Origin of the sequence: uncultured Sphingopyxis sp. (genome assembly GCF_900078365.1) — a bacterium.
Taxonomy (GTDB): domain Bacteria; phylum Pseudomonadota; class Alphaproteobacteria; order Sphingomonadales; family Sphingomonadaceae; genus Sphingopyxis.
Window position 1 is genome coordinate 2,212,419 of the sequence record NZ_LT598653.1, and the last position, 23,363, is coordinate 2,235,781.

Consider the following 23,363-nt stretch of genomic DNA (forward strand, 5'->3'; position numbering starts at 1 on the left):
TCACACGACATAGCCAAGCCTCTTGAGGTGGCCGAACATCACGGCTTCTGCCTCATTGCGCTTGGTGATCAGCTCTTGCAGCTTGGCGACTTCCGCCGCGACATCGACGGCCTCGGCATCCGCGCCGGTCTGCACATAACGGCTGATGTTGAGGTTGTGGCCGTTGGCGGCGATCTCGTCCACCGGCACCACGCGGGCCAGCTTTTCGACATCGGCGAAGGTGTGGACGGGTTCGGCCAGCGTGCGGACGTGATCGTCGGTCAAGAAGTTCTGCGCCTTGCCCGGCTGGAAGGTAGCATCGCCGTTGACGATCAGCACCTTGCCGCGCCGCTCGGCAGGCTTCTTCTTGCGGCAGACCAGCAGGGCGGCAGGGATGCCCGCTCCGTAGAACAGATTAGGGGCAAGGCCCACGACCGCCTCGATGACGTCTGCGGCCAGCATGGCCTCCCTGATCCGCCCCTCGGCCCCGCCACGGAACAGGACGCCGTGCGGCACCACCACCGCCAGCATCCCGTCATCTTTCAGGCTGGCGAGCATGTGCTGGACGAAGGCAAGATCGCCATAGCCCTTGGGCGGGCAGCCATAGGTATCGCGACCGAACGGATCTCCGTTCTGCCAGACATCGTAGCCCCATACCTTTTCCGAGAATGGTGGGTTCGCCAGCACCCGGTCATAGGCTCCGATGCCCTCGACGAACTCGCGCGCCTTTGAATCATATCGCTTGGGCGACAGGATCGTGTCGCCCTTGGCTATGAAGGCATCGTCCACATTATGCAGGAACAGGTTGATCTCGGCGATGCCCCAGGTTGCGAAGTTCTTTTCCTGCCCATAGAGCGACAGGGTGCGGGCATCCTCACCCCGGTCCTTCAAATATTGCACCGCCTCCAGCAACATACCGCCAGAGCCGCAGGTAGGGTCATAGATCGACATGCCGGGACGCGGTTCCAGTATTTCGACCATCAGACGGACGATCTGGCGCGGGGTATAAAACTCCCCGCCCTTCTTGCCCGCGCCCTCCGCGAACATCTTGATTAGGTAGAGGTAGGCATCGCCGAGCATGTCGGCGGGCACATCGGCGTTGCGCAGCCGGTGCTTCTCGAAATGGGCGAGCAGCTTTTCCAGCAAAGCATCGGAAAAGCGATCCTGATTGGCGAAGTCCACATCGCCGAACACCCCTCGCAGGCGCAGGTTGGCGTCTTCGATGGCCGCCAGTGCATTGTTCAGCCGCTGACCGATCTGCGTCGCGTGCTGCCGCACCGCTTCCCAGCGATGCTCTTGTGGGATGTGGAAGCGATGCTCGTCCGGATCAGCGGCTTCATTGCGGTCACCCGTCTCGGCCAGCAGAGCTTCAAACTCCTCGTCCCACACGTCACAGAGGCGCTTATAAAAGAGCAGGCCGAAGATATATTGCTTGTAATCTGCGGCATCGACGGTGCCGCGAAGGATGTCCGCCGCCCCCCAAAGATGGCGTTCGAGTTCCTGCTGGGTAAGTTTTGGCATTTTTCCCTCTCATTGCGAGGGCCTTATCTACACAAGCGCGGGCGGCGTTCTAGTCCAAGTCGTCACCAATTCCCATCTGATCCCAGAGCTTGTCCAAAAGAGCGAGCTTTTCCCGGCGATCGGCTAAATGCGCCCTTCCCTTCTGCGTAATCCGGAACTCGCCGATCCCGACGCGTTGTATCAATCCATTCTTGCAAAGGTTTCGGCGTTCCTGGAGCGCATTGGCAATAATCTGATCGATCACCGCTTCATTCGGGCGTTTGTTCGCCCGCGCGAGGTCGGCCGGATCAAGGTCGAGTTTTGCTTTGGTAGCGTTCGTCACCTCAATTGTCGTCATCGTTCGACCGTGTTCGAGAACCTCCAAAATCGGGTCTTCGACATGTTCCTGGCGGTGTGCAGTGGATTTGTTCACAAGCAGTCCCCCTAGTTGCGATTGAGGCCCATCTCACGGCTCTGGAGCTTGGCCTTCCACATGTTCTCCATCGCGATCACATCGTTCGCAGATGCGCCAGAACCCGCGACCTCGAGAACGCTGATCTGATAGTCCGATGGATCGCGGCTGCGAAGTCCCTCGTTGCCGCCGTGACCCGTGGCAAGATACGACTGCCAGCGCGCCCAAAAACCCGACGCGCCATAGGCTGACCCAACATATTGCTCCCGAGTTCGCGGGCAGGTCAGCAAATATACGCCGCGCACGGCCGAAAGGGCAGCAATCCACGACGCGGGTATATTCGGCAAAGCCCCAAGATTGCAGATGAAGCTCGTGAACCCCGGAAATTCCGGCTCTTTGAAGGCTTGGGTCAGTTCGACGATAGACTTTTCCTGTTGGTGGGCACGTTGGTTCCAGCTCCGCTTCCCGTCGCCCCATGCGATCTTTAGGCAGCCGCTGTATCGGTCAAAATTGGGCAACCGCGAATACTCGTATATGTCGAGTTCGCGCCCAATCTGGGCGGACGTATGCCGGTGAAGCGGGTCGATCCAGTCCGGCGCTACATCGGCATAGCCAAACAGCTCATACAGCCCCACGAAAAGTGTGCTACCGTCAGGAGGCACCACAAAGCCTGCCCAGTATTTCCCCCTAAAATAATGCCTTCGATCGGACGGCTGGGCGCTTTGGTATCGCTCCAACTCGGCCGGATCGTCGCGCCATATCGCGTAGGGCGTAAGGCCGGTCTTGCTGACTTGTTGATGTCGCAGGAGCCGCACGTTCGTCGGATCAATCCCCTCATCGCGAAGTAGCATGTTGAATGTCAGCGGCATCTTATCCCCCGTCGAATTGCAACGGGTTGCATGATAGGCCCTAAATTTCCAGTTTACCGCGCGCCTGCTCGCCGCTTCCCTTGATGCAACCCGTTGCAACGCCGCTGCACTTTTCCCGAAAACCGGCACGCCTATGTGTAGGGCCTGTTTGGCATTGCCTGCGGAGGCGGCGGAAGAACAAAGCCAGGAACGCGATAACGCTCGATCGCCTGAACCAATGGTAGAAGTGGATATGATAGCCCGCCGTAAGTATCGGCGATATCGCCGGTCTCATGGCCGGTGATCTCGTTCTGCACGTCCGGCGCTAGACCCAGTTGGCGGGCATAGTGTTTGAAGCTGTGGCGAAACGAATGGAAGGTGATCCGACGATCCGTGATCTCAGCTTCCTTCCGCAGCCACCGACCAAACCATTTCGACCATGATGCTGTTAGGACGCCATCGCGGTCGGGCCGCAGGTGCGGGAACACTCGTTTTGCTCCCGTCGCCCGAAGCTGGTCAACGTAGTTCAGGAACCCCAATCTGACCAGCTCTGGATGCACAGGCACCCGCCGAACACTTCCGGCGTTCTTAAGTTTTAGGCCATCGGCTTCATCTTCGACAATGCGAATCACGGTCGCCGTGGCGTCTGCGTCGTCGGCATCGACATAGGCTTCTGACGTAATGTCGATTAGACGTAGCTGGCCTAGCTCTTCAAGCCGCGCACCTGTGTAGAGAGCCAATAGGGGCAGCCAATAAGCTGCCTCGCCGCGTCCACCAACGGGCCGATTTCCTGACGACCAAACCGACGTGCCAAATAGAGCTGTCAGGCAGTCTCGATCGTATGTGATCCGGGCCTTTGCCTTCTTCTTGTCGGCCTTGATAGCAATCCCTTCACAGGGATCGACATTGATGAACTTACATTCTTTCGCGAAGCGGATAACGGCGCGTAGTAGGTTGAGAAGGTTGTTTCCCGTCGTCCCCGCGCGACCCGACGCAACGAGCTTCTCTTTATATGCTTGGACATGATCCGACGTAATCGCGCCAATTCGAGCACCACCAGTCAGAGCATCAAATTCTGCAATTACGACCCTCGCCTTCCGCTCTGTCTTTGAGCGCGGTTTCCGCGCGGCAGCCCACCTGTCCACTATCTCGGAAAGCGATAACTTTGCCTGGGGGTTCTTCGACGGCTGCGGGCGCGCGCGGTCCTTTGCGAACTCCTCGGGAGCAAAAATGCGATGGGTCGGCCCGACGGTTGATGACCACGTGATCTCCGCCCGCTCTCGTGACACCAGCTCGCGTTGGCCGCGTGCCACACGATCCATCAGGAAGGCCTCTAGCCGTCCATTACGAGGCATAGCCCATGCATTGCGCTGTATGATCGCGTCGGCAATCCATTGAGTGCTGATAGGCGGTTCGCCCGACCCGCTAGACATGACACGGACGATCTCGCCCTCAGCAACGTCCAGTTCGCGCGATCGGTTTCTCACCGCAATGCCGCCGACTAGTGGGTCAGCGGAGGACCTATCCTCAAACTCCACAATCCAGGCACGGACAGCCCTTTCGATCTCCTCCTGATCGGGAATGTGCGCGGTCCTGAAAATGTCATCATGAGAAGCCGTGTCGCGCCCCGTGCTTGCACGCGCCTGACGAATCATTCGATCGCAAAACTCCGCATGAACGGTCGCGAGAGCACGAGCACGTGTGTCAGTCACGTCACCAAGGCTCCGAACATATTCCGTCATGCCGCAAGCAGCCTGGACATCCTTGGGTATGGCGCGCCGGAATGTGTAGCGGCCGTGACGGCGATAAAGATGTGTTGCAACCCGCTGCATCGCTTGCCCATACTTCGATTTTGTAGCAGACATTGTAGCGCAGCTACTATCGTAGCCTTTGGTTTTCCAACAATTTTTTGATTTCAATGCCCTAGAGAAAGGGTGGCGGAGACGGAGGGATTCGAACCCTCGGTACCGGATTTACCAGTACGACGGTTTAGCAAACCGTTGGTTTCAGCCACTCACCCACGTCTCCGCATGGTCTGCCGCGCTAACGGCAGTCTGGCCTAGGCGGGTCGCTATAGCCATGCGCTTCGCGCCCCGCAACGCCAAAGATTGTGCTTTTTTCGTGCCGCCGCGGCGATTTCACCGTGCGAATGATTCGACCCGGCGCAAATTCGACTCGGGTCATCGCCCGTTCATTGCCCGCGCGCCAAAGCGAGTCATGATTAACGCAGGTTTCGCGCGAGCGGCGCGGTTCGATTTTTGGGGGTCCAATATGCGGAAGACGTTCACCAGCCTGGCTTTTGCGGCCCTGGCATCGCTCGGCCTCGCGCTGACGCCGCTGCCCGCGGCGGCGCAGATGCGCGAGATCGACCCGAGCAACACCCAGATCGATTCCGATCTCGACAATCCCGCACCCCCGCCGGTGACGACCACCACGACCGACGGATCATCCTACGACAGCGACCTCGCGACCGGCGATCAGCAGACGAGCGAAGTGCCGGTCGACAATAGCACGGCGGCCCCCGGCGCGCCCGCCGAGATGACCGCCACCGACGTCGCCGCCGACGACAGCTCGACCTACAAGAAGGACGATTTGATCGGCGCCGCCGAGGGCATCTTCGGCAAGGGCGCACAGGGCCTGGCGGGACTGATCGAGGACATTCTCAAGGAACAGGGCGAGCCCAACGCCTATATCGTCGGGCGCGAAGCCGGCGGGGCGCTGGTGTTCGGCCTGCGCTATGGATCGGGCACGCTCCATCACAAGGTCGAGGGCGAACTTCCCGCTTACTGGACGGGACCGTCGATCGGTTTCGACGCGGGCGCCAATGCGGGCAACACCTTCATCCTCGTCTATAATCTCTTCGACAGCGAGGATCTCTACAAGCGCTATCCGGCGGGCGAAGGCGCCGCCTATCTGGTCGGCGGCTTCAACGCGAGCTACCTGCGCCGCGGCGATGTCGTGCTGATTCCGATCCGCGTCGGCGTCGGCGCGCGGCTCGGCGCCAACGTCGGCTATATGAAGTTCCGCAAGAAACAGAATTGGCTGCCCTTCTGACGACAACCCGTTTGCCACGGGGGCGATAGCCCGCGCTTCGGCGCGGGCTTTTTCTTTGCGTGGGAGAACGGCGGGAAGCGGCCGAAACTAGCCGTCGCCCCCGCGAAGGCGGGGGCCGCTGTCGGTTTACGCGGGCACCGCTGATTAAGGCCGCTGGCGGCCCCCGCCTTCGCGGGGGCGACGGTTATAGGCAACGTCCGCTCACCACCCCAAAGCGGGCCTTGGCGGCAATGACAGGCGATTAATCGCCGTCGAAGGCGATCAGCGTTTCGCAGGCGAGGCCCGCATCCTCCAGCCGCCGCGATCCGCCGAGATCGGGCAGGTCGATCACGAACAGCGCCGCCGCCACTTCGGCGCCGGCGCTCCGCATCAGGGCCGCGGTGGCGAGGATGGTGCCGCCGGTCGCGAGCAGATCGTCGATCAGGATGACGCGGTGCCCCGGCAGCACGGCGCCTTCGTGAAGCTCGAGGCGGTCGGCGCCATATTCGAGTTCGTAATCGACGCCGATCGTAACGCCGGGCAGCTTGCCCGCCTTGCGCACCGGAACGACGCCGAGCCCCATCGCCGTCGCCATCGCGGCGCCGAACAGAAAGCCGCGCGCCTCGACCGCGACGATCAGGTCGGGACGATATGTTGCGGCGCGCGCGCTCAGCCGGCGCACGCTCTCGCTGAAACCGGCTGCGTCGCCGATCAACGTCGTAATATCGCGAAACTGGATCCCCGGCTTCGGAAAGTCCGGGATCGTGCGGACCAGCGACGCGAGGTCGAGGTCGGGTTGCGGCGGAAGGGCGATCATAAAGGTCGCCCTCCCCCGCTCATCAATGCTTCTTGTCGGCCCAGATGTTCCGGTACGACAGATAGGTCAGCACCGTGAAGATCAGCAGGAAACCGATCACGGCCCAGCCGACCTGCACACGCTTCACCAGCTTGGGCTCGGCGGTCCAGACGAGGAAGGCGCTGACGTCCTTCGCCATCTGGTCGACGGTGGCCTTGGTGCCGTCGGCATAGGTCACCTGTCCGTCCGACAGCGGCTTCACCATCGCGAGGTTCAGGTTCGCGAAATAGGGGTTGTAGTGCAGCCCCGTGCCCGGCTGGAGTTCCTTCGGCAGGTTCGCCGGCGGATTCTGGTAGCCGGTCAGCAGCGAATAGACATAGTCCTTCCCGCCTTCGCGCGCCTTGGTGATCAGCGACAGGTCGGGCGGCAGCGCGTTGTTGTTCGCCGCGCGCGCCGCGACTTCATTCGCATAGGGCGCCGGGAAATGATCCGACGGCAGGCCGTCGCGCGTCGCCGGCTCGCCGGTGTCGGGGTTGATCGACGGCACCTGGAAGCCCTTGGCGAAGGTCTTCACCTGGCCTTCGGTATAGCCGAGATCCTGAATGTTGCGGAAAGCGACGAGGTTCAGGCTGTGGCAGGCCGAACAGACCTCCTTATACACCTGCATGCCGCGTTGCAGCTGCGCGATGTCCCAATGCGGCATCAGCCCGTCGCTCGCGAGCTTCAGATGCTTGGGATGCTTGTGGAACTCGTGCGCGGCATTGGGTTCATTGTTGAGCGGTGTCGTGAAGATCGCGAACACCAGCGCGGCAATGAAACCGAGACCGACGAGAAAACCGAGCGGACGAACCATGGCTGTATCAGCTCCTATTAAAGTCCGGCGCTCAGGCCGTGGCTTCCGACGATTTGTCGGCGTGCTTGGCGAGAACCGCCTCGGTGATCGAATTCGGCATCGGCAGCGGACGCTCGATCCGCGAGACGATCGGCAGAATGATCAGGAAGTGCGCGAAATAATAAGCCGCACCGATCTGGCTGAGGATAACCCACGGCTGTTCGGCGGGCATCTTGCCGCAGACGCCGAGCAGCAGCACGTCGGCCACGAGCACCCAGAAGAAGATGCGATAGAGCGGACGATAGTTCGACGACTTCACCGGCGAGCTGTCGAGCCAGGGCAGGAAGAACAGCAGCGCGATCGAAGCGAACATCGCGATGACGCCCCACAGCTTCGCGTCGATCCACAGGAAGTTGAAGGTGAAGGCGCGCAGGATCGCGTAGAAGGGCCAGAAATACCATTCGGGCACGATATGCGCAGGCGTCGAGAGCGGGTTCGCCGCGATATAATTGTCGGCGTGGCCGAGCAGGTTCGGCGTGAAGAAGGTCAACGCGGCGAACACGAGCAGGAAGACGCCGACGCCGAAACCGTCCTTCGCGGTGTAATAGGGATGGAACGGGACGGTATCCTGTTCGTCCTTCACCTCGATGCCCGTCGGGTTCGACGAACCCGGAATGTGCAGCGCCCAGATGTGCAGGATGATGACACCCGCGATCACGAACGGCAGCAGATAGTGCAGCGAGAAGAAGCGGTTGAGCGCGGCGTTGTCGGGCGCGAAACCGCCGAGCAGCCACACGCGGATCGGCTCGCCGACGACCGGGATCGCCGAGAAGAAGCCGGTGATCACCTGCGCGCCCCAGAAGCTCATCTGGCCCCACGGCAGCACATAGCCCATGAAGGCGGTCGCCATCATCAGGAGGAAGATCACGACGCCGAGCAGCCACACCATTTCGCGCGGCGCCTTGTACGAGCCGTAATAAAGGCCGCGGAAGATGTGCAGATAGACGACGATGAAGAACATGCTCGCGCCGTTCATATGCGCGTAGCGGATGAACCAGCCGGCGTTCACGTCGCGCATGATATGCTCGACCGAGTTGAAGGCGACGCCGGCGTTCGCGGCATAGTGCATCGCGAGCACGATGCCGGTGACGATCTGGATCACCAGCGCAGCGCCCGCGAGGACGCCGAAGTTCCAGAAATAATTGAGGTTGCGCGGGACCGGATAGCCGGGTCCGGTCGCATTGTAGACGAGGCGCGGGATCGGCAGCTTCTCGTCCATCCACTTCATCAGCGGATGCTGCGGCTCATAGGGTTTGGCCCAGGGAAAGCTCATCTTATCTCGCTCCTCAGCCGATCGTCACGACGGTGTCGCTGGTGAATTCATAGGGCGGCACGACCAGATTGGTCGGCGCCGGACCTTTACGGATGCGCGCTGCGGTGTCGTAATGCGACCCGTGGCACGGGCAGAAATAACCGCCGAAGTCGCCGCGATTCTCGCCCTCCGCGGCGCCGAGCGGCACGCAGCCGAGGTGGGTGCAGACGCCGAGCGTGATCAGCCAGTTTTCCTTGCCGGGCTTGGTGCGCTCGTCGATCGTCTGCGGATCGCGCAGGTCCGAAAGCGGCACCTTCTTCGCCTCGGCGATTTCGGCGGGGGTCAGGTTGCGGACGAACACCGGCTGCTTGCGCCAGCTCGTCTTGATCGCCTGCCCGGCTTGGATCGCCGAAATGTCGATTTCGGTCGACGACAGCGCGAGCACGTCCCCCGACGGATTCATCTGGTTCACGAGCGGCAGCACCACCGCGACCGCACCGACACCAGCGAAACTCACCGCCGCAATATTGATGAAATCCCGGCGGCGTACGCCATCTTCGATACCGGCGTTGAGTTCAGTTTCACTGGCCATTCGACTGCCCTTGCATGGGTGAACTACAATAGTTCTCGAAGTTATGGCCGCCCCTGTTGCACGCGCACGAAAGCGCACAACCCGGCGGCCCCTCCGGGAATTGCGGGCCTGATAGCCGCACAGTCCGGGCTTGCCAACAGGCAATTTCCGCTTGCGTCACCCGGCCGCCCCGTCGCGGCCAAGCCTCTCGATTCGCGGCACCTTCGGCATTATGGCGGCGCGATGGAAATCGCCCTGTTTCAACCCGACATCGCCGGGAATGTCGGCACGATCCTGCGCACCGCCGCCTGTTTCGGCGCGCCGGCGCACATCATCGAGCCCTGCGGTTTTCCGTTCGGCGACGCTGCGCTCAAGCGCGCGGGAATGGATTATGCCGTGCGCGCCAATGTCCGGCGGCATCCGGGCTGGGACGCCTTTCGCCAATGGGCGCAAATCGGCGGACAGCGCATCGTGCTGCTGACCACCGCGGGCGCGACGCCGCTGCCCGATTTCGCGTTCGGCGCGGGCGACGTCCTGCTGTTCGGCTCGGAGAGCGCGGGCGTTCCGCGCCATGTCCACGACGCGGCCGCCGCGCGGGTCGCGATTCCGATGCAGCCCGGCTTTCGGTCCTTGAATGTCGCGGTCGCGGCTGGCATCGCGCTCGCCGAGGCGCTCCGGCAGACGAAAGGCTTTCCCGCATGATCACGCTCGACCCGCAGCAACAGAATGCGCGCGACTGGTTCGAATCGCTCCGCGACCGGATCTGCGCCGAATTCGAGGCGATCGAGGCCGAGGCGGGAAGCGACGCGCGCTTTTCCTATACGCCGTGGGATCGCGAGGCCGAGGGGCTGGCCCCCGGCCAAGGCGGCGGCGGCGTGCGCGGGGTGATGACGGGCCAGGTCTTCGAAAAGGTCGGCGTCAACGTCTCGACCGTCGGCGGGCAGTTCGCGCCCGATTTCGCCGCCTCGATCCACGGCGCGGCCGAGGACCCGAGCTTCTTCGCCACCGGGATCAGCCTCGTCGCCCATATGGCGAACCCGCATGTCCCCGCGGTGCATATGAACACGCGCTTCCTCGCGACGACCAAGCGCTGGTTCGGCGGCGGCGCAGACCTCAACCCGCCGATTCCGTACCAGGAGGACACCGACGCCTTTCACGCGCGGCTGCGCGCCGCCTGCGCGCCCTTCGGCCCCGACGTCTACGAACGCTATGCCAAATGGGCCGAGGATTATTTCTATATCCCCCACCGCGGCGTCCACCGCGGCGTCGGCGGCATCTTCTACGACCATCTCGAATGCGGCGACGACGCCGAATATGACCGCAATTTCCAGCTGACGCAGGCGGTCGGCGAGGCCTTCCTCGACATCTTTCCGCAGATCGTGCGCCGCCGCATGGGCCTGCCCTTCACCGAGGCGGAGCGCGACGCGCAGCTCATTTGGCGCGGCCGCTACGCCGAATTCAACCTCGTCTATGATCGCGGCACCCTGTTCGGGCTCAAAACCGGCGGCAATATCGACGCGATCCTGATGAGCCTGCCCCCGCTCGCGAAATGGGCCTGACGCGAAAAGGGCGCCCCGTTTCCGGAGCGCCCTTTCGCTGAGTCCTTATGGACGATCAGGCGAAGACGTCGCCCGACGCGCGCGGCGCGATGGCGCGATAGATGCCGACCGGCATCGAGAAGGAGATCATGATGATCGGCAGATAGACGAGCGCCGCCATCACGATCATCGACAGCATCGCCCCGACGGCCGATCCGCCCGCGACCGCGCCGAGAATGCCGCCGACGATCATCCCGGCGACGATCACATAGACCAGCAGGCCGATCGTGAAGAGCAGATAGAAGCCGACGATCACCCATTGCGACGGACCGGTCAGCCGCCACGATTCGCCCAACCCCGTGACCGGATTGCGCGTCAGCCGCTCGGCCATCACCGGACCGGCGACCATGAAGCGCCCCTGCACCCACAGCATGAAGACGATCACCGCCACATAGAGGATGATCATCAGAAGGATCGCCCCGCCGCCGATCGCTCCGGCACCGCCCGATTCGAGCGCCGCGGGGGACAAGCCCCCCATGCCGCCGAGCGCCGCTCCGAAGATCAGCGTCAGGATGAACATCACGATGAAAACGACGATATAGGCGGCGATGATGATCACCATCATGCCAAAGGCGAGCGCCGGGCCGGCCTGGAACGCCCAGGCGAAATTGGGCGCCTCGCCGGGGTGCATGCCGCCCCGCCAGATCAGCATCGATATGCCATAGAAGATCACCGCGGCGACCAGCGCGAACAGCATGATCTTGCCGAAAGCGCCCATGATCAGCGACGGGTCGTTCGGCGCCATCGCCATCGCCGAAAAGGTCGATCCGAGGACCAGATAGCCGAGCAATCCGACGAGGATCAGCGCCCCGCCGACCCACATCAGCATCTGCATCCAATTGGCCTTAAGAAACGCGAAGGTTTCGGAAAAAGCCGCTCCGATACTCATTTTCGTCATGTCACTTCCCCTGCTTCCAACTCTCACTTCATTGCAGTCGACCCCAATGCTGGTTTTATTTTACTGGAACACTTCGCCCGCGGTGCGCACGGCGAGTTGGCGATAAATCGAAGCGATGACCGCGGTGTTGAGCAATCCGAATGCCGCGGAGACCGCCGAGTTGATCGCGCTTCCAATGACATAGCCGAATGAGCCATGCGGACCGAGAATGCCGGTCACCGCGCCGATGATTATCGTAATGACAAGCATCGCGATAACAAACAGCACCACGAACAAGGCTATGCGCCACCCATTCCCCCGCGTGAGTTGCCAACTGCCCGCCAGGGCAGCGAACGGATTCTTCAGATTGCGATCGGTCAGCAGGGGATAGACCGCGGCAAAGCGCCCGATCAGGTAAATCGCCGGGATGATCAACAGCGCGGCGATCCCGAACAGAACGCTTTGCACAAGGAACAACAGAATCATGGTGGGGATCATGGCGAATGTGAAGCCGAGGGCTTCGCCGACGCTCGTTCCCGCCCGGGCGAGCCACAAACGCAGGATCGCGATCGATCCGAGCGTCGAGGCGACCATGACCATCGCGAGCCAAGGCAATTGCTGGCGCAACTGTTCCCAGAACAATGCGCTAATTTGCTCGGGGGTGGCGTTGCCGGGCGGCGCCAGCGGTGCTGGCCCCAAAAGCGCGGCGGCTATTCCGGGCAAGAAAAAGAAGAGACCCGCGAGAACGCTGGTCAGAGGCAGATGCGCACGCACCAGCGTCATCGCATCGTCCCACGCCGCGCCCATATCGAATTTTACCATTGATACCCCGTCATTTTCTGGTTCCCCGTTGCGGGCGAAGGTGACGATCTTCGGCGCATCTGTCCAGCCCTGTCGCTCCGGCGCGCCGGGGGGCCTTGCGCCCGGGGCCGCGGCGGGCCAGATAGCCGGCATCATGCCTCCCCTTTCCCCGCCCGAATGGACGATCAGCCCCGGCCTCACCGCCTATGACGCGGCGCTCGCCGACATGGAGACGCGCGCCGCGGCGATCCACACCGGAGGCGCCGGCGAACGCATCTGGCTGCTCGAACATCCGCCGCTCTATACCGCGGGGACGAGCGCCGACCCCGCCGAGCTGCTCGACCCGCAATTCCCGGTTTACGATGCGGGACGCGGCGGACGCTACACCTATCACGGGCCCGGGCAGCGCGTCGGCTATGTCCAGCTCGACCTGACGCGGCGCGGGCGCGACGTGCGCGCCTATGTTTCGGCGCTCGAAGGCTGGGTGATCGACGCGCTCGCGCTGCTCGGCGTCGAGGCGCGGCGCGCCGAGGGACGGATCGGCATCTGGACCGACGACGCGGAGGGCCGCGAGGCGAAGATCGGCGCGATCGGCGTGCGCGTGAAACGCTGGGTGACGATGCACGGCTTTTCGCTGAACGTCGCGCCCGACCTGTCGCATTTCGGCGGGATCGTGCCGTGCGGCATCGCTGAATTTCCGGTGACCAGCCTCGCCGCGCTCGGCAAGGCTGCGACCTTCGCCGACGTCGACGCGGCGCTGGCCCGGACCTTGCCCGCCTTTCTCGACAAGCTCGGGCCGAAAGACTAGGAGCCTGCCATGACCCGCAACCTTCTCGCCTCGCTCCCCCTGCTCGTCCTCGCCGCCTGCGGCGGCGGCGACAGCACGGCCAAATCGACGACGACGCTCGACGCGGTCGAGGTCCAGCCGGGATCGGTGAGCGATGCGATGATCATCCTCGACAATGTGGCGAGCGACGGCACCGCGGTCGACAACAGCATTCCCGAGGACGAAACGAAGAAGGACGCGCCCAAGGCCGAAGAGGCGAGCGAAAGCGACGAAGCCGCGAGCGATGACGGCGACGATCCCGACGCGGTCGACATGCCGGTCGCGAAAAAGGCGATCACAGGCGACAGCGCCGCCAAGAAGGGCGAGTAACGCCGGAAGCGTGATCGACCTTTATTGATAAAGCCGTGTGCTCCCGCGCAGGCGGGAGCCCATCTCCGGTTGGTGCCATTCAGAACCGGCAGGAGATGGGTCCCCGCCTTCGCGGGGACACGGGGAATTCAATCAAAGATGATCGAGCCCCTAACGCAGCCCCAGATGCTTGTGCGTCTGGAGCGACAGGCGCCAGCGCGGATCGGCCATCACCAGATCGATGCAAGCCTGCACATTTGCGGCGGCGTGCGGATCGTCGAGCGGCTGGACGAGCAGATGTTTGAAGTCGAGCGCTGCGAGCCGCGCGACGTCGCTGCCCGGCTGCGGCCAGACGAGCTTCAACTCGTCACCGCTCGTCTGCACCAGCTCGCTCCCCGCCTTCGGGCTGACGCAGATCCAGTCGATGCTGCGCGGGATCGGCAGCGTGCCATTGCTTTCGATCGCGACGGTGAAACCGCGATCGTGCAGCGCGCCCACCAGCGCGTCGTCGACCTGCAGCATCGGCTCGCCGCCGGTGAGCACGACATAGCGGTCTTCGCCGCCCTCGCCCCAGCTTTCGGCGATGACGTCGGCGAGCGCCGCGGCGGACCTATACTTGCCGCCCAGCGTGCCGTCGGTGCCGACGAAATCGGTATCGCAGAATTGGCAGACGGCCTTGGCGCGGTCCTTCTCGCGGCCGGTCCAGAGATTGCACCCGGCAAAGCGGCAGAAGACCGCGCGGCGGCCCGCCTGCGCGCCCTCCCCTTGCAGGGTGAGGAAAATCTCTTTGACGGCGTAGACCATCGGTTCAGGCGTAGCGCGTCGGGTCGGCGAGACCCGCGTCGGCGAAGCCCTTCGATCGCAGGCGGCAGCTGTCGCACAAGCCGCAGTGCAGCCCTTCGGGCGTCGGATCGTAGCACGACCAGCTCATTCCCGCGTCCATGCCGAGCCGCGCCGCTTCAGCGGCAATGTCCGCCTTGGTCATATGCTGGAGCGGCGCGTGGATGCGAAATTCGACGCCCTTGTCGCCGTCGCGCGTCGCCAGCGCCGCGAGCTTTTCGAAGCCCTGGATGAATTCGGGGCGGCAGTCGGGATAGCCCGAATAGTCGAGCGCATTGACCCCGATGACAATGTCCTGCGCTTGCCGTGCCTCGGCGAGCCCGAGCGTCAGCGACAGGAAGATGAGGTTGCGCGCGGGGACATAGGTGATCGGCACATCGTCGCCCCCCTCCACTGCGGGAACGCCGTCCTTGGGCACGTCGATGTCGGCGGTCAGCGCCGAGCCGCCGAAGCGGCGGAGGTCGAGCGGCAGCACGATATGTTCGGCGGCGCCGACATGGCCGGCGATGCGCGCCGCGGATTCGAGTTCGACGCGGTGGCGCTGGTTATAGTCGATCGTCAGCGCGACAATCCGCGCGCCCGCCTCGCGCGCGAGCCCCGCGCAGACCATCGAGTCGAGCCCGCCCGACAGGAGGACGATCACGCTTTTTCCGGAAACTTGCTGCATCGGCGCCAGATAGGCCTCCGACAATCATCGCGCAACTCCCCTACCGCTTGCGGGAGGGGCAGCGAGACTTGCGAGCTTGCTCGCTAGGGTCTCAGACCCTAGTCGCAGCCGGGTGGGCCGCAGGCCCACCCCTAACCCCTCCCGCAAGCGGGAGGGGAACTTAAAAAGAAACGGGCCGCGAGGCGGTCGCCGCACGGCCCAGTTCGGCATGACAGCCGTTAGGGAGAATGGCACACATATGCCATGCCCACCGTCCTAAAGTGGAATGGTTAATATATCATTGGAAACCACCTGGGTCGTCATCCCGGCGAAGGCCGGGATCTCGCCGGTGCGTCGGAATGCGAGGGTGAGATCCCGGCCTTCGCCGGGGTGACGATGGAATAAGGCCGGGCTCGCCCTGTGCTCAGCAGCCGCCCGTGCGCCGCGCCTCGATCGCCTGCGAGAAGGGCCTGCCCTCGGCAATGCCCTGCGTGTCGATCTGGACGAGCCGGTTCGTTTCGCTGCGGATCGTCGTGCGGCCGTGCCCCGCGCCCGGGCAGGTATAGTGGACGGTCACCGAACTCGGCGTATCCTCGATCACATAGCGCGAACAGGTCGCGCCCGGGTGATAGACCTGGATCATCCGCCGCGCGTCGCCAAGGCACATCGTCTGGACGACCGCGTCCTTGCCGCGTTCGCGCAGTTGCCAGCTGCCCTTTTCGAGCCGGTCGAGCATCGCCAGCGAAGGCGCCTGCGCCGGCACCGCCGTTGCCGCGCCCGCAAGACCGAGCACCACCAAAGAATATCGCACGAAGGGAGAGAAGATCGCCATTTTCACCTGTCCATTGACCACCCGCACGCGGGCTGGATGCGACCCCGTTGCCCATAGCTAACAATGCGGCGCCCCCTTTTCAACCGCTTGGCGCTCGATTCGCCCGTTTCGTCGTCGGGCTTGGCCGGTTCTCTTCGGCTATTCGGCGCGATCGTGCGTCGCGATCTCGTCGAGCGGAATCGGGAAGAAACGCGAGCAGAAGGCACAGTCGACGACGATCCGGCCGTTGTCGTCGGCCATCTCGGCGCGCTCGGCCTCGGGAAATTGCGCAAGCACGCCGGCGAAATAGCCGGTGCTGCACCGGCACCCGCGCGACACGGTGACACCCGGCTCGACGCGCACTTCGTCTTCGTGAAACAGCCGCCACGCGAGCGTCTCGAGCGAGGTCGCGGGATCGGTGAGTTCCTCGTCCTTGAGCGTCGCCGCGATCGTCTTGGCATGTTCCCATTCGGGGTTGTCGTGGCGAACATGGAGCCGGTCGCGCCCGACCTCGCCCTCGGGCAGATGCTGGAGCAGCAGCCCGCCGGCAAGACAGCCCGCCTCGGGATCGTGGCGCGCGGCGAGCTTGATCAGGCTCGGAATCTGCTCCGACTGCTCGAAATAATGCTCGGCCGCTTCGCCGATCGACGTGCCTTCGAGCGGGACGATCCCCTGATAGCGTTCGCCGGTGGTCGCCTGGTCGAAGGTGATCGCAAGAAAGCCCTCGCCGAACAGCGCGAACAGCGTCGGGTCGGACCCGGCCTCGGCCAGCCGCTCAGCGTCGAACTTGAGATAGCCGCGCAGCTCGCCGCCGCGATAATCGCAGACGAGCAGTTCGACCGGCCCGCCGCCGGTCTGCGCCTGCAGCGTCAGCTGACCATTCTCATCCTTGAGTGTCGAGCCGAGCAGTACGGTGAGCACCAGCGCCTCGGCGAGCAGCTTTTCGGCGACCGGCGGATAATTGTGCGCGCCGATGATCGTCTGGAGCGCGGGCCCGAGCCGCACCAGCCGCCCGCGCACATGGCGCTCGGCGATGGTGAACAGCAACGGCTGGTCGAACCAGGTTTCGATGGTCTCGCTCACGTCCTTGAACTCATAATTTCCCGAGCGCCCAGAGCAGGATCGACTTCTGCGCATGGACGCGGTTTTCGGCCTCGTCCCACACGCGCGACTGCGCGCCGTCGATCACCGCATCGACCACCTCGTCGCCGCGGTGCGCGGGCAGGCAATGAAGGAAGATCGCGTCGCCCTTGGCCCCCGCCATCAGCCGCTCGTCGACCCGGTAGGGCGCCATCGCCGCGATCTTGTTATGCGCATGATCCTGCCCCATCGACACCCAGGTATCGGTGACGACAAGGTCGGCGCCCGCGACGGCTTCGTGCGCATCGCGCACGATGTCGACGCGCGATCCCTTTGCGCGCGCCGCCTCGACGAAGCTTGCGTCGGGCTCATAGCCCTGCGGCACGCCCGCGCGGACGTGGAAGCCGAACAGCCCCGCGGCCTCGATCAGCGAGGCGAGGACATTGTTGCCGTCGCCGAGCCAGGCGAGTTCGAGCCCGGGCAGCGCCTTGCCGCTCTCGACCACCGTCAAGAGGTCGGCGACGATCTGGCACGGATGCGACAGGTCGGTGAGACCGTTGATCACCGGGACGCTCGCATATTCGGCGAGCTCCTCGACCTTCGCATGATCGTCGGTACGGATCATGATCGCGTCGGCATAGCGCGACAGCACGCGCGCCGTATCGGCGATCGTCTCGCCGCGCCCGAGCTGCGTCGTGCCCGCGTCCATGATCATCGGCACCCCGCCGAGCTGGCGGATCGCGATGTCGAACGAGGCGCGGGTGCGCGTCGAATTCTTCTCGAACACCATCGCCAGCACATGGTCGGCGAGCGGCGCATCGGCGTCGGGCTTTGCCTTCGGCCAGCCCGCGCGCGCCGCCTTGCGGTCGATCGCGTCGGAGAGCATCGCCGCGACCGCGTCGCCGCCGGCGTCGGACAGGTTCAGAAAGCGCCGCATCATGCCCTCCGTTCTGCAGGAACGGAAAACATCAGGACTCGGGCGGCGTATAGCTCGCCGCGCCTGCCGACAGTTTCTCGATGAATTCGGCGATATGGCTGTCGTCGATGTTGAGCGGCGGCAGCACGCGAACGACATTCTCGCCCGCCGCGACGGTCAGCAGCCCATGGTTGTCGCGCAGGTGCGCGACGAACGCACGGCTGTCCGAATGGAGCTTGAGCCCCAGCATCAGGCCGACGCCGCGCACGCTGTCGAACAGATGGTCGTGGTTCGGGATGAGCTGTTCGAGCGCGCCGCGCAGCCGCTCGCCGGTCGCCTTGACCTGGTCGAGAAAGCCGTCTTCGAGGACCACGTCGAGCACCGCCTGCCCCGCCGCGCAGGCGAGCGGGTTGCCGCCATAGGTCGAACCATGGGTACCGATGACCATGCCGCGCGCCGCCTTTTCGGTCGCAAGGCAGGCGCCCATCGGGAAGCCGCCGCCGATACCCTTGGCGCTCGCCATGATGTCGGGGGTCACGCCATAATGTTCATAGGCATAAAGATGGCCGGTGCGCGCGACGCCGCACTGGACCTCGTCGAACACGAGCATCAGGTCTCGCTTGTCGCAGATGTCGCGCAGCGCCTGCAGGAAGGGCTGCGACGCCGGGCGGATACCGCCCTCGCCCTGAATCGGCTCGACGAGGAAACCCGCTGTGTTGTCGTCGACGAGGTCGAGCGCGGCGTTGATGTCGTCGAACGGCGCATAGGCGAAGCCGGGCAGCAGCGGGTCGAAACCCTTGCGCAGCTTTTCCTGATTGGTCGCGGAGATGGTGCCGAGCGTGCGGCCGTGAAAGGCGTTGTTGAAGGTGATCAGATTATGCTTCTCGGGATTGCCCGCGCTCGAATGATAGGCGCGCGCGGTCTTGATCGCGCATTCGACCGCCTCGGCGCCCGAATTGGTAAGGAAGACCGTGTCGGCAAAAGTGTTTTCGACCAGCCGGGCGGCATAGGCCTCGCCCTGCGGGCTGCCATAGAGGTTCGACACGTGCATCAGCGTCGCTGCCTGATCCTGAATCGCCTTGGTCAGGTGCGGATGGCCGTGACCGAGCAGGTTGACCGCGATGCCGCTCGCGAAGTCCAGATAACGTTCGCCGCGCTCGCCGATCAGCCAGGCGCCCTCGCCGCGCACCGGACGCACACCGCACCGGGGGTATACGGGCATCAGCGGCGTGATCGTCATGGCAGGCACCTTTCAGTCAAAAGTAAAAAGGCGACCCATGTGCGGGCCGCCCTCGGTCGGGTCGTCCCTATACTGCCGCGGCCGGAGCCGCGTCAACACGGGGCTAGAGCGCCTTGCCTGCCGCCATCGTCAGCGCGAGCGAGCGTTTGCGCGCATCGTGATCGTACATCGACGAAGCGATGATGACCTCGTCCACTCCGGTGCGCGCCACGAACGCCTTCAGCCCCGCCGCGATGTCGTCGGCGGTGCCGACCGCCGAGCATTGCAACACATGGTCGAGGATCGCGCGCGCATTGGGCGGCAGGCTGTCCTTATAGCCCGCGAGCGGCGGCTTCATCTTGCCCGGATTGCCGGTGCGGAGCGCGACGAAGGCCTGCTGCTGCGACGAGGCGAGCAGCTCGGCCTCCTCGCGCGTGTCGGCGGCGAAGGCGTTGAACGCCGCCGCGGCATAGGGCTCGGCAAGCTGCTCCGACGGCTTGAACTGGCGGCGGTAGATGTCGAGCGCCTCATCGAGCGCGTCGGGCGCGAAATGGCTGGCGAAGGCGTAGGGCAGCCCGAGCATCGCCGCGAGTTGCGCGCCGAACAGGCTCGATCCCAATATCCACAGCGGGACGTTCGTCCCCTCGCCCGGCACCGCGCGGATGCCGAGCCGATCGTCGCCGGCGAGAAAAGCCTGCAATTCGACGACATCCTGCGGAAATTGCCGCTCGTCGCTCGCGAGATTGCGGCGGAGCGCGCGCGCGACGACGCCGTCGGAGCCCGGCGCGCGGCCGAGGCCGAGATCGACGCGGCCGGGGAAGAGGGCTTCCAACGTGCCAAACTGTTCGGCGATCACCATCGGCGCGTGGTTCGGCAGCATGATCCCGCCCGCGCCGATGCGGATTTTCGAGGTCGCATGCCCGATATGCGCGAGCACGACCGAGGTCGCGGCGCTCGCGATCCCCGCCATGCCGTGATGCTCGGCGACCCAGTAACGTTCGTAACCGAGCGCCTCGGCGTGTCTTGCGAGATCGGCGGCATTGGCGAGCGACTCGGCGATCGTGCCGCTATCGGTGACGGGCACGAGGTCGAGGAAAGAGAGTTTCGTCATGAAACCGATATGCGATTGGGAAGCGAGAGGTTCAACCACCCATCGTCGCCCCCGCGCAGGCGGGGGCCGCCGGCAACCTGCGCAAGGCCGATTGCGGCCCCCGCCTTCGCGGGGGCGACGCTTTTTCCCTACTCCCCCTCGCCTACCCCCGCTCGTCCTTGGGCGAATCCATCAGCACATAGGTGGTGATCGAATGCACCTGCGGCAGCACGCCGAGCACTTCGGTATGGAAATGCTTGTAGGACGCGAGATCCGCGGTTTCGACGCGCAGCAGATATTCGATCGTGCCGGTGATATTGTGGCATTCGCGCACTTCGGGCGCCTCGGCCATCGCCGCCTCGAAACCGATCTGCGATGCCTTGGTGTGCGACGACAGGCCGACGGTCACATAGGCGAGGAAGGTCAGCCCGAGCTTCGCGGGGTCGATCACCGCGCGATACCCCTTGATCACCCCGCAGCGTTCGAATTCCTGCACCCGGCGCAGACAGGCCGAGGGCGACAGCCCGACGCGCTCGGCGAGCTCGATGTTCGAGATTCGCCCGTCGCGCGATAGTTCTTGCAATATCTTGCGGCCGATGGCGTCGATCTTGGTCATATATTGCATAATATAGCCGAACGCGGCCTATCTTTGCAATCCATCGCGCATCGAAACGCATTATGTTGCGCGCATGGAACAAACCACCCTCGCCGCGCTCTCCGCCTTCGCGCTCGTCTCGTCGATCACGCCGGGACCGAACAATATGATGCTGATGGCCTCGGGCGCCAATTTCGGCCTGCGCCGCACGGTGCCGCATGCGCTCGGCGTCGGCATCGGCTTCACGCTGATGATCGTCCTCGTCGGTGTCGGGCTGATGGGGCTTTTCGACCTGTTCCCGGTGCTGAACACCGTGCTCAAGGTGGTGAGCGTCGCCTATCTGCTCTGGCTCGCGTGGAAGATCGCCAACGCTGCCGCGCCCGATACGGCGGGCAGCGCGCGCGGCAGACCGATGAGCTTCTTTCAGGCGGTGCTGTTCCAGTGGGTCAATCCCAAGGCCTGGTCGATGGCGCTCACCGCGATCGCGCTCTACGCGCCCGACCGCAATTTCGCCGCGGTGCTATTCGTCGCGCTGATCTTCGGCATCATCAACCTCCCCTCGACCAGCCTGTGGGCGGTGATGGGCGTGTCGCTGCGCGGCTGGCTGTCGAGTCCCGCGCGCCTCAAGGTGTTCAACTGGACGATGGCGGCGTTGCTCGTCGGCTCGCTCGCGCTGCTGATCTGATTGCACGGTTGCATCCCGCAACCTAAAGACGGCGCTCCCCTCTTCTGACCGGAGAACAGAGCCATGCAAAGCCGCCGCCTCGGACAAAGCGCCATCCACGTCTCCGACATCTGCATGGGGACGATGACCTTCGGCAGCCAGGCCGACGAGGCGACGGCGTTCCGCGTGCTCGACCGCTGCTTCGACGCGGGAATCAATTTCTACGACACCGCCGAGGGCTATCCGGTGCCGCCCGACGTCAAATGGGTCGGCCGCACCGAGGAAATCGTCGGGCGCTGGATGAAGACCAAACCGCGCGACGCGATCATCCTCGCGACCAAAGTCTCGGGCCCGAGCCACGTCTGGTTCAAGTCGCCATGCCGGAACGGCATGACCGCGCTCGACCGCAAGAATATCGTGCAGGCGATCGACGACAGCCTGACGCGGCTCCAGACCGACTATATCGATCTCTACCAGACGCACTGGCCCGACCATGACGCGCCCTATGACGAGATGATGGACGCGCTGGACGAGCTCGTCCGCACCGGCAAGGTCCGCATCCTCGGCTGCTCGAACGAGACGAGCTGGGGGCTGATGAAATCGCTCGCCGCGTCGGAGAAGCTCGGCGGCGCGCGCTACCACACGATCCAGAATAATTTCAGCCTCAACAATCGCCGTTTCGAGGACGAACTGGCGCAGGTCTGCCGGCAGGAGGGCGTCAGCCTGATTCCCTATTCGCCGCTCGCCGGCGGCGTGCTGTCAGGCAAATATCAGGGCGGCGCGACGCCCGAGGGTGCGCGCTTCTCGCGCTATCTGAAGATGGAAGGCCGGCAGGCCGCGATGGGGCGCCGCTTCGTCAACGACAAGACGCTCGCCGCGACCGAACGCTATCTCCAGATCGCCGAAGAGGCCGGGCTGCATCCGGTGACGATGGCGACCGCCTGGTCGAAGCAACATGACTTCGTCGCTTCGACGATTGTCGGGGTCAGCGCCTATAATCAGGTCCAGCCGATCCTCGATGCGATGGAACTGGTGCTTTCGGACGAGGTGATGAAGGCTCTGCACAAGGTGAGCAAGGACATCCTCTACCCGATGGGGTGAAGCCGGTCCTTTCATTTCGTCATCCCGGACTTGATCCGGGATCCATTCACGCGACGGTGGAATAATGGATCCCGGATCAAGTCCGGGATGACGATTCAAATAACTTTAGTGGACGGCCATTCCAGCACCAGCGCCTCGCCGACCCGCAGCGCGCGCCATGTCGCCGAAAGTCGCTCGAAATCCCCAAACACGCGCGACTGCGCGGAATCGATCCGCGCGCGCTCGTCGGGGCTGAGGGCGGCGCGCGTCCGTTCCGCCTCACCGAGCGCCACGCGCTGCGCCGCGCTGTCGGGGCGCGTGCTGCTCCGCCAGCCGACATCGAAAAGGAAGGCGGCGAGTTCGGACAGCTCGCCCTCGCGGCCTTGGCTTTTGATCAGCTTCGCGCCCTTCGCGACCTGCTTGCGCGCTGCGCGCTGACGCTCCTTCGCCGACAGCGCACCGCCCGCCTCGACATGGAACGACCCCGCATCGCCCCCCGCCGCGATCTGGCCGAACACACCAGCCTTCAACCCCAGCACCGCCTCGACGACGAAATGCACCATGTCGTGCGGCAGGTCGGGGTCGAAGCCCGGCGCCGGATCCATCACCAGCACCGGCGCGCCTTCGCGCTCGATCCGCATGCCGTAACGGCGCTCGCCCGAGCGGATGAAATGGACTTTCATGGGGGCTGCTTATAGGTTCGCTCGCGTTTCGACCAAAAGGATTTG

At 64.0% G+C, this 23,363-nt stretch carries 26 protein-coding genes and 1 tRNA gene; 7 read left to right on the forward strand and 20 right to left on the reverse strand.

Translation table 11 applies throughout. The features are described from left to right. The 5 genes from QZL87_RS10155 to QZL87_RS10175 form a co-directional block, all read right to left on the reverse strand. Nucleotides 1–1,500: a class I SAM-dependent DNA methyltransferase gene (locus QZL87_RS10155; protein ID WP_295318884.1), complete on the reverse strand. Its 1,500-nt coding sequence runs from the start codon at nt 1,498–1,500 to the stop codon at nt 1–3. A gap of 49 nt (nt 1,501–1,549) precedes the next feature. Further along, nucleotides 1,550–1,912 (reverse strand): winged helix-turn-helix domain-containing protein, encoded by a 363-nt coding sequence (locus tag QZL87_RS10160; RefSeq protein ID WP_295318887.1) that lies wholly within the window; start codon nt 1,910–1,912, stop codon nt 1,550–1,552. Between the two features lie 11 nt (nt 1,913–1,923). Continuing rightward, nucleotides 1,924–2,760 (reverse strand): GIY-YIG nuclease family protein, encoded by an 837-nt coding sequence (locus tag QZL87_RS10165; protein ID WP_295318889.1) that lies wholly within the window; start codon nt 2,758–2,760, stop codon nt 1,924–1,926. A gap of 131 nt (nt 2,761–2,891) precedes the next feature. After that, a complete protein-coding gene (locus QZL87_RS10170) occupies nt 2,892–4,604 on the reverse strand; it encodes a site-specific integrase (RefSeq protein ID WP_295318891.1) in 1,713 nt (570 codons plus the stop codon). Nucleotides 4,605–4,674: 70 nt separating this feature from the next. Then, a tRNA-Ser gene (locus QZL87_RS10175) sits at nt 4,675–4,767 on the reverse strand. 243 nt (nt 4,768–5,010) lie between these two features. On the opposite strand from QZL87_RS10175, the gene QZL87_RS10180 reads away from it, so the two are divergent. Continuing rightward, the gene (locus tag QZL87_RS10180) at nt 5,011–5,793 is read left to right on the forward strand and encodes a DUF1134 domain-containing protein (RefSeq protein WP_295318894.1); all 783 of its coding nucleotides are present in this window, start codon (nt 5,011–5,013) and stop codon (nt 5,791–5,793) included. A 241-nt stretch (nt 5,794–6,034) separates the two neighbouring features. Here the strand turns inward: QZL87_RS10180 and QZL87_RS10185 are convergent, their stop codons facing one another. Genes QZL87_RS10185 through petA form a run of 4 tightly spaced genes read right to left on the reverse strand, consistent with a single transcriptional unit; the run spans nt 6,035 to nt 9,304 of the window. Next, a complete protein-coding gene (locus tag QZL87_RS10185) occupies nt 6,035–6,589 on the reverse strand; it encodes an adenine phosphoribosyltransferase (RefSeq protein WP_295318897.1) in 555 nt (184 codons plus the stop codon). Nucleotides 6,590–6,611: 22 nt separating this feature from the next. Continuing rightward, on the reverse strand, nt 6,612–7,421 hold the full coding sequence (locus QZL87_RS10190; RefSeq protein ID WP_295318899.1) for a cytochrome c1: 810 nt from the start codon (nt 7,419–7,421) through the stop codon (nt 6,612–6,614). A gap of 31 nt (nt 7,422–7,452) precedes the next feature. After that, a complete protein-coding gene (locus QZL87_RS10195; RefSeq protein WP_295318901.1) occupies nt 7,453–8,733 on the reverse strand; it encodes a cytochrome b/b6 in 1,281 nt (426 codons plus the stop codon). A gap of 13 nt (nt 8,734–8,746) precedes the next feature. Beyond that, on the reverse strand, nt 8,747–9,304 hold the full coding sequence (petA, locus tag QZL87_RS10200; RefSeq protein WP_295318904.1) for a ubiquinol-cytochrome c reductase iron-sulfur subunit: 558 nt from the start codon (nt 9,302–9,304) through the stop codon (nt 8,747–8,749). A 222-nt stretch (nt 9,305–9,526) separates the two neighbouring features. Between petA and QZL87_RS10205 the strand changes: the two genes are divergently transcribed. Together QZL87_RS10205 and hemF are read left to right on the forward strand one after the other, a co-directional pair. Then, nucleotides 9,527–9,985, forward strand: coding sequence for a tRNA (cytidine(34)-2'-O)-methyltransferase (locus QZL87_RS10205; RefSeq protein WP_295318906.1), 459 nt, complete (start codon nt 9,527–9,529; stop codon nt 9,983–9,985). Then, nucleotides 9,982–10,842 (forward strand): oxygen-dependent coproporphyrinogen oxidase, encoded by an 861-nt coding sequence (gene hemF / locus QZL87_RS10210; protein WP_295318908.1) that lies wholly within the window; start codon nt 9,982–9,984, stop codon nt 10,840–10,842. Before QZL87_RS10205 ends, hemF begins: the two co-directional genes overlap by 4 nt. Before the next feature lie 55 nt (nt 10,843–10,897). Here the strand turns inward: hemF and QZL87_RS10215 are convergent, their stop codons facing one another. Then, nucleotides 10,898–11,779: a hypothetical protein gene (locus QZL87_RS10215; RefSeq protein WP_295318910.1), complete on the reverse strand. Its 882-nt coding sequence runs from the start codon at nt 11,777–11,779 to the stop codon at nt 10,898–10,900. Between the two features lie 60 nt (nt 11,780–11,839). Then, complete coding sequence (locus QZL87_RS10220) at nt 11,840–12,715, reverse strand: hypothetical protein (protein WP_295318912.1); 876 nt, start codon at nt 12,713–12,715, stop codon at nt 11,840–11,842. Between QZL87_RS10220 and lipB the strand changes: the two genes are divergently transcribed. After that, a complete protein-coding gene (lipB, locus tag QZL87_RS10225) occupies nt 12,714–13,367 on the forward strand; it encodes a lipoyl(octanoyl) transferase LipB (protein WP_295318916.1) in 654 nt (217 codons plus the stop codon). The genes QZL87_RS10220 and lipB overlap by 2 nt on opposite strands. Nucleotides 13,368–13,376: 9 nt before the next feature. Continuing rightward, a complete protein-coding gene (locus QZL87_RS10230; protein WP_295318918.1) occupies nt 13,377–13,715 on the forward strand; it encodes a hypothetical protein in 339 nt (112 codons plus the stop codon). A gap of 150 nt (nt 13,716–13,865) precedes the next feature. On the opposite strand, the gene queE is transcribed toward QZL87_RS10230, so the two are convergent. The 8 genes from queE to QZL87_RS10270 all read right to left on the reverse strand — a co-directional run bounded on the left by queE (nt 13,866) and on the right by QZL87_RS10270 (nt 20,921). Next, nucleotides 13,866–14,498, reverse strand: a complete 633-nt coding sequence (queE, locus tag QZL87_RS10235; protein WP_295318920.1) for a 7-carboxy-7-deazaguanine synthase — start codon at nt 14,496–14,498, stop codon at nt 13,866–13,868. Nucleotides 14,499–14,502: 4 nt separating this feature from the next. Next, nucleotides 14,503–15,201: a 7-cyano-7-deazaguanine synthase QueC gene (queC, locus tag QZL87_RS10240; RefSeq protein WP_295318922.1), complete on the reverse strand. Its 699-nt coding sequence runs from the start codon at nt 15,199–15,201 to the stop codon at nt 14,503–14,505. Nucleotides 15,202–15,604: 403 nt separating this feature from the next. Further along, on the reverse strand, nt 15,605–15,991 hold the full coding sequence (locus QZL87_RS10245) for a hypothetical protein (protein WP_362987087.1): 387 nt from the start codon (nt 15,989–15,991) through the stop codon (nt 15,605–15,607). Between the two features lie 159 nt (nt 15,992–16,150). After that, entirely contained in the window at nt 16,151–17,074 is a 924-nt protein-coding gene (locus QZL87_RS10250; protein ID WP_295318927.1) for an Hsp33 family molecular chaperone HslO, read from the reverse strand. Nucleotides 17,075–17,084: 10 nt separating this feature from the next. After that, complete coding sequence (gene argF, locus QZL87_RS10255) at nt 17,085–18,011, reverse strand: ornithine carbamoyltransferase (RefSeq protein WP_295318931.1); 927 nt, start codon at nt 18,009–18,011, stop codon at nt 17,085–17,087. Nucleotides 18,012–18,039: 28 nt separating this feature from the next. Further along, nucleotides 18,040–19,227 carry an aspartate aminotransferase family protein gene (locus tag QZL87_RS10260; protein WP_295318932.1) on the reverse strand — a complete coding sequence of 396 codons (1,188 nt, stop codon included), beginning with the start codon at nt 19,225–19,227 and terminating at the stop codon, nt 18,040–18,042. Between the two features lie 103 nt (nt 19,228–19,330). Further along, nucleotides 19,331–20,317, reverse strand: coding sequence for an LLM class flavin-dependent oxidoreductase (locus QZL87_RS10265; RefSeq protein WP_295318934.1), 987 nt, complete (start codon nt 20,315–20,317; stop codon nt 19,331–19,333). A 142-nt stretch (nt 20,318–20,459) separates the two neighbouring features. Further along, a complete protein-coding gene (locus tag QZL87_RS10270; protein ID WP_295318937.1) occupies nt 20,460–20,921 on the reverse strand; it encodes an Lrp/AsnC family transcriptional regulator in 462 nt (153 codons plus the stop codon). A gap of 64 nt (nt 20,922–20,985) precedes the next feature. On the opposite strand from QZL87_RS10270, the gene QZL87_RS10275 reads away from it, so the two are divergent. Then, complete coding sequence (locus QZL87_RS10275) at nt 20,986–21,576, forward strand: LysE family translocator (RefSeq protein ID WP_295318939.1); 591 nt, start codon at nt 20,986–20,988, stop codon at nt 21,574–21,576. Between the two features lie 63 nt (nt 21,577–21,639). After that, a complete protein-coding gene (locus QZL87_RS10280) occupies nt 21,640–22,656 on the forward strand; it encodes an aldo/keto reductase (protein WP_295318942.1) in 1,017 nt (338 codons plus the stop codon). Nucleotides 22,657–22,751: 95 nt separating this feature from the next. Here the strand turns inward: QZL87_RS10280 and QZL87_RS10285 are convergent, their stop codons facing one another. Beyond that, on the reverse strand, nt 22,752–23,318 hold the full coding sequence (locus QZL87_RS10285; protein WP_295318944.1) for a hypothetical protein: 567 nt from the start codon (nt 23,316–23,318) through the stop codon (nt 22,752–22,754). Between the last annotated feature and the right edge of the window lie 45 nt (nt 23,319–23,363).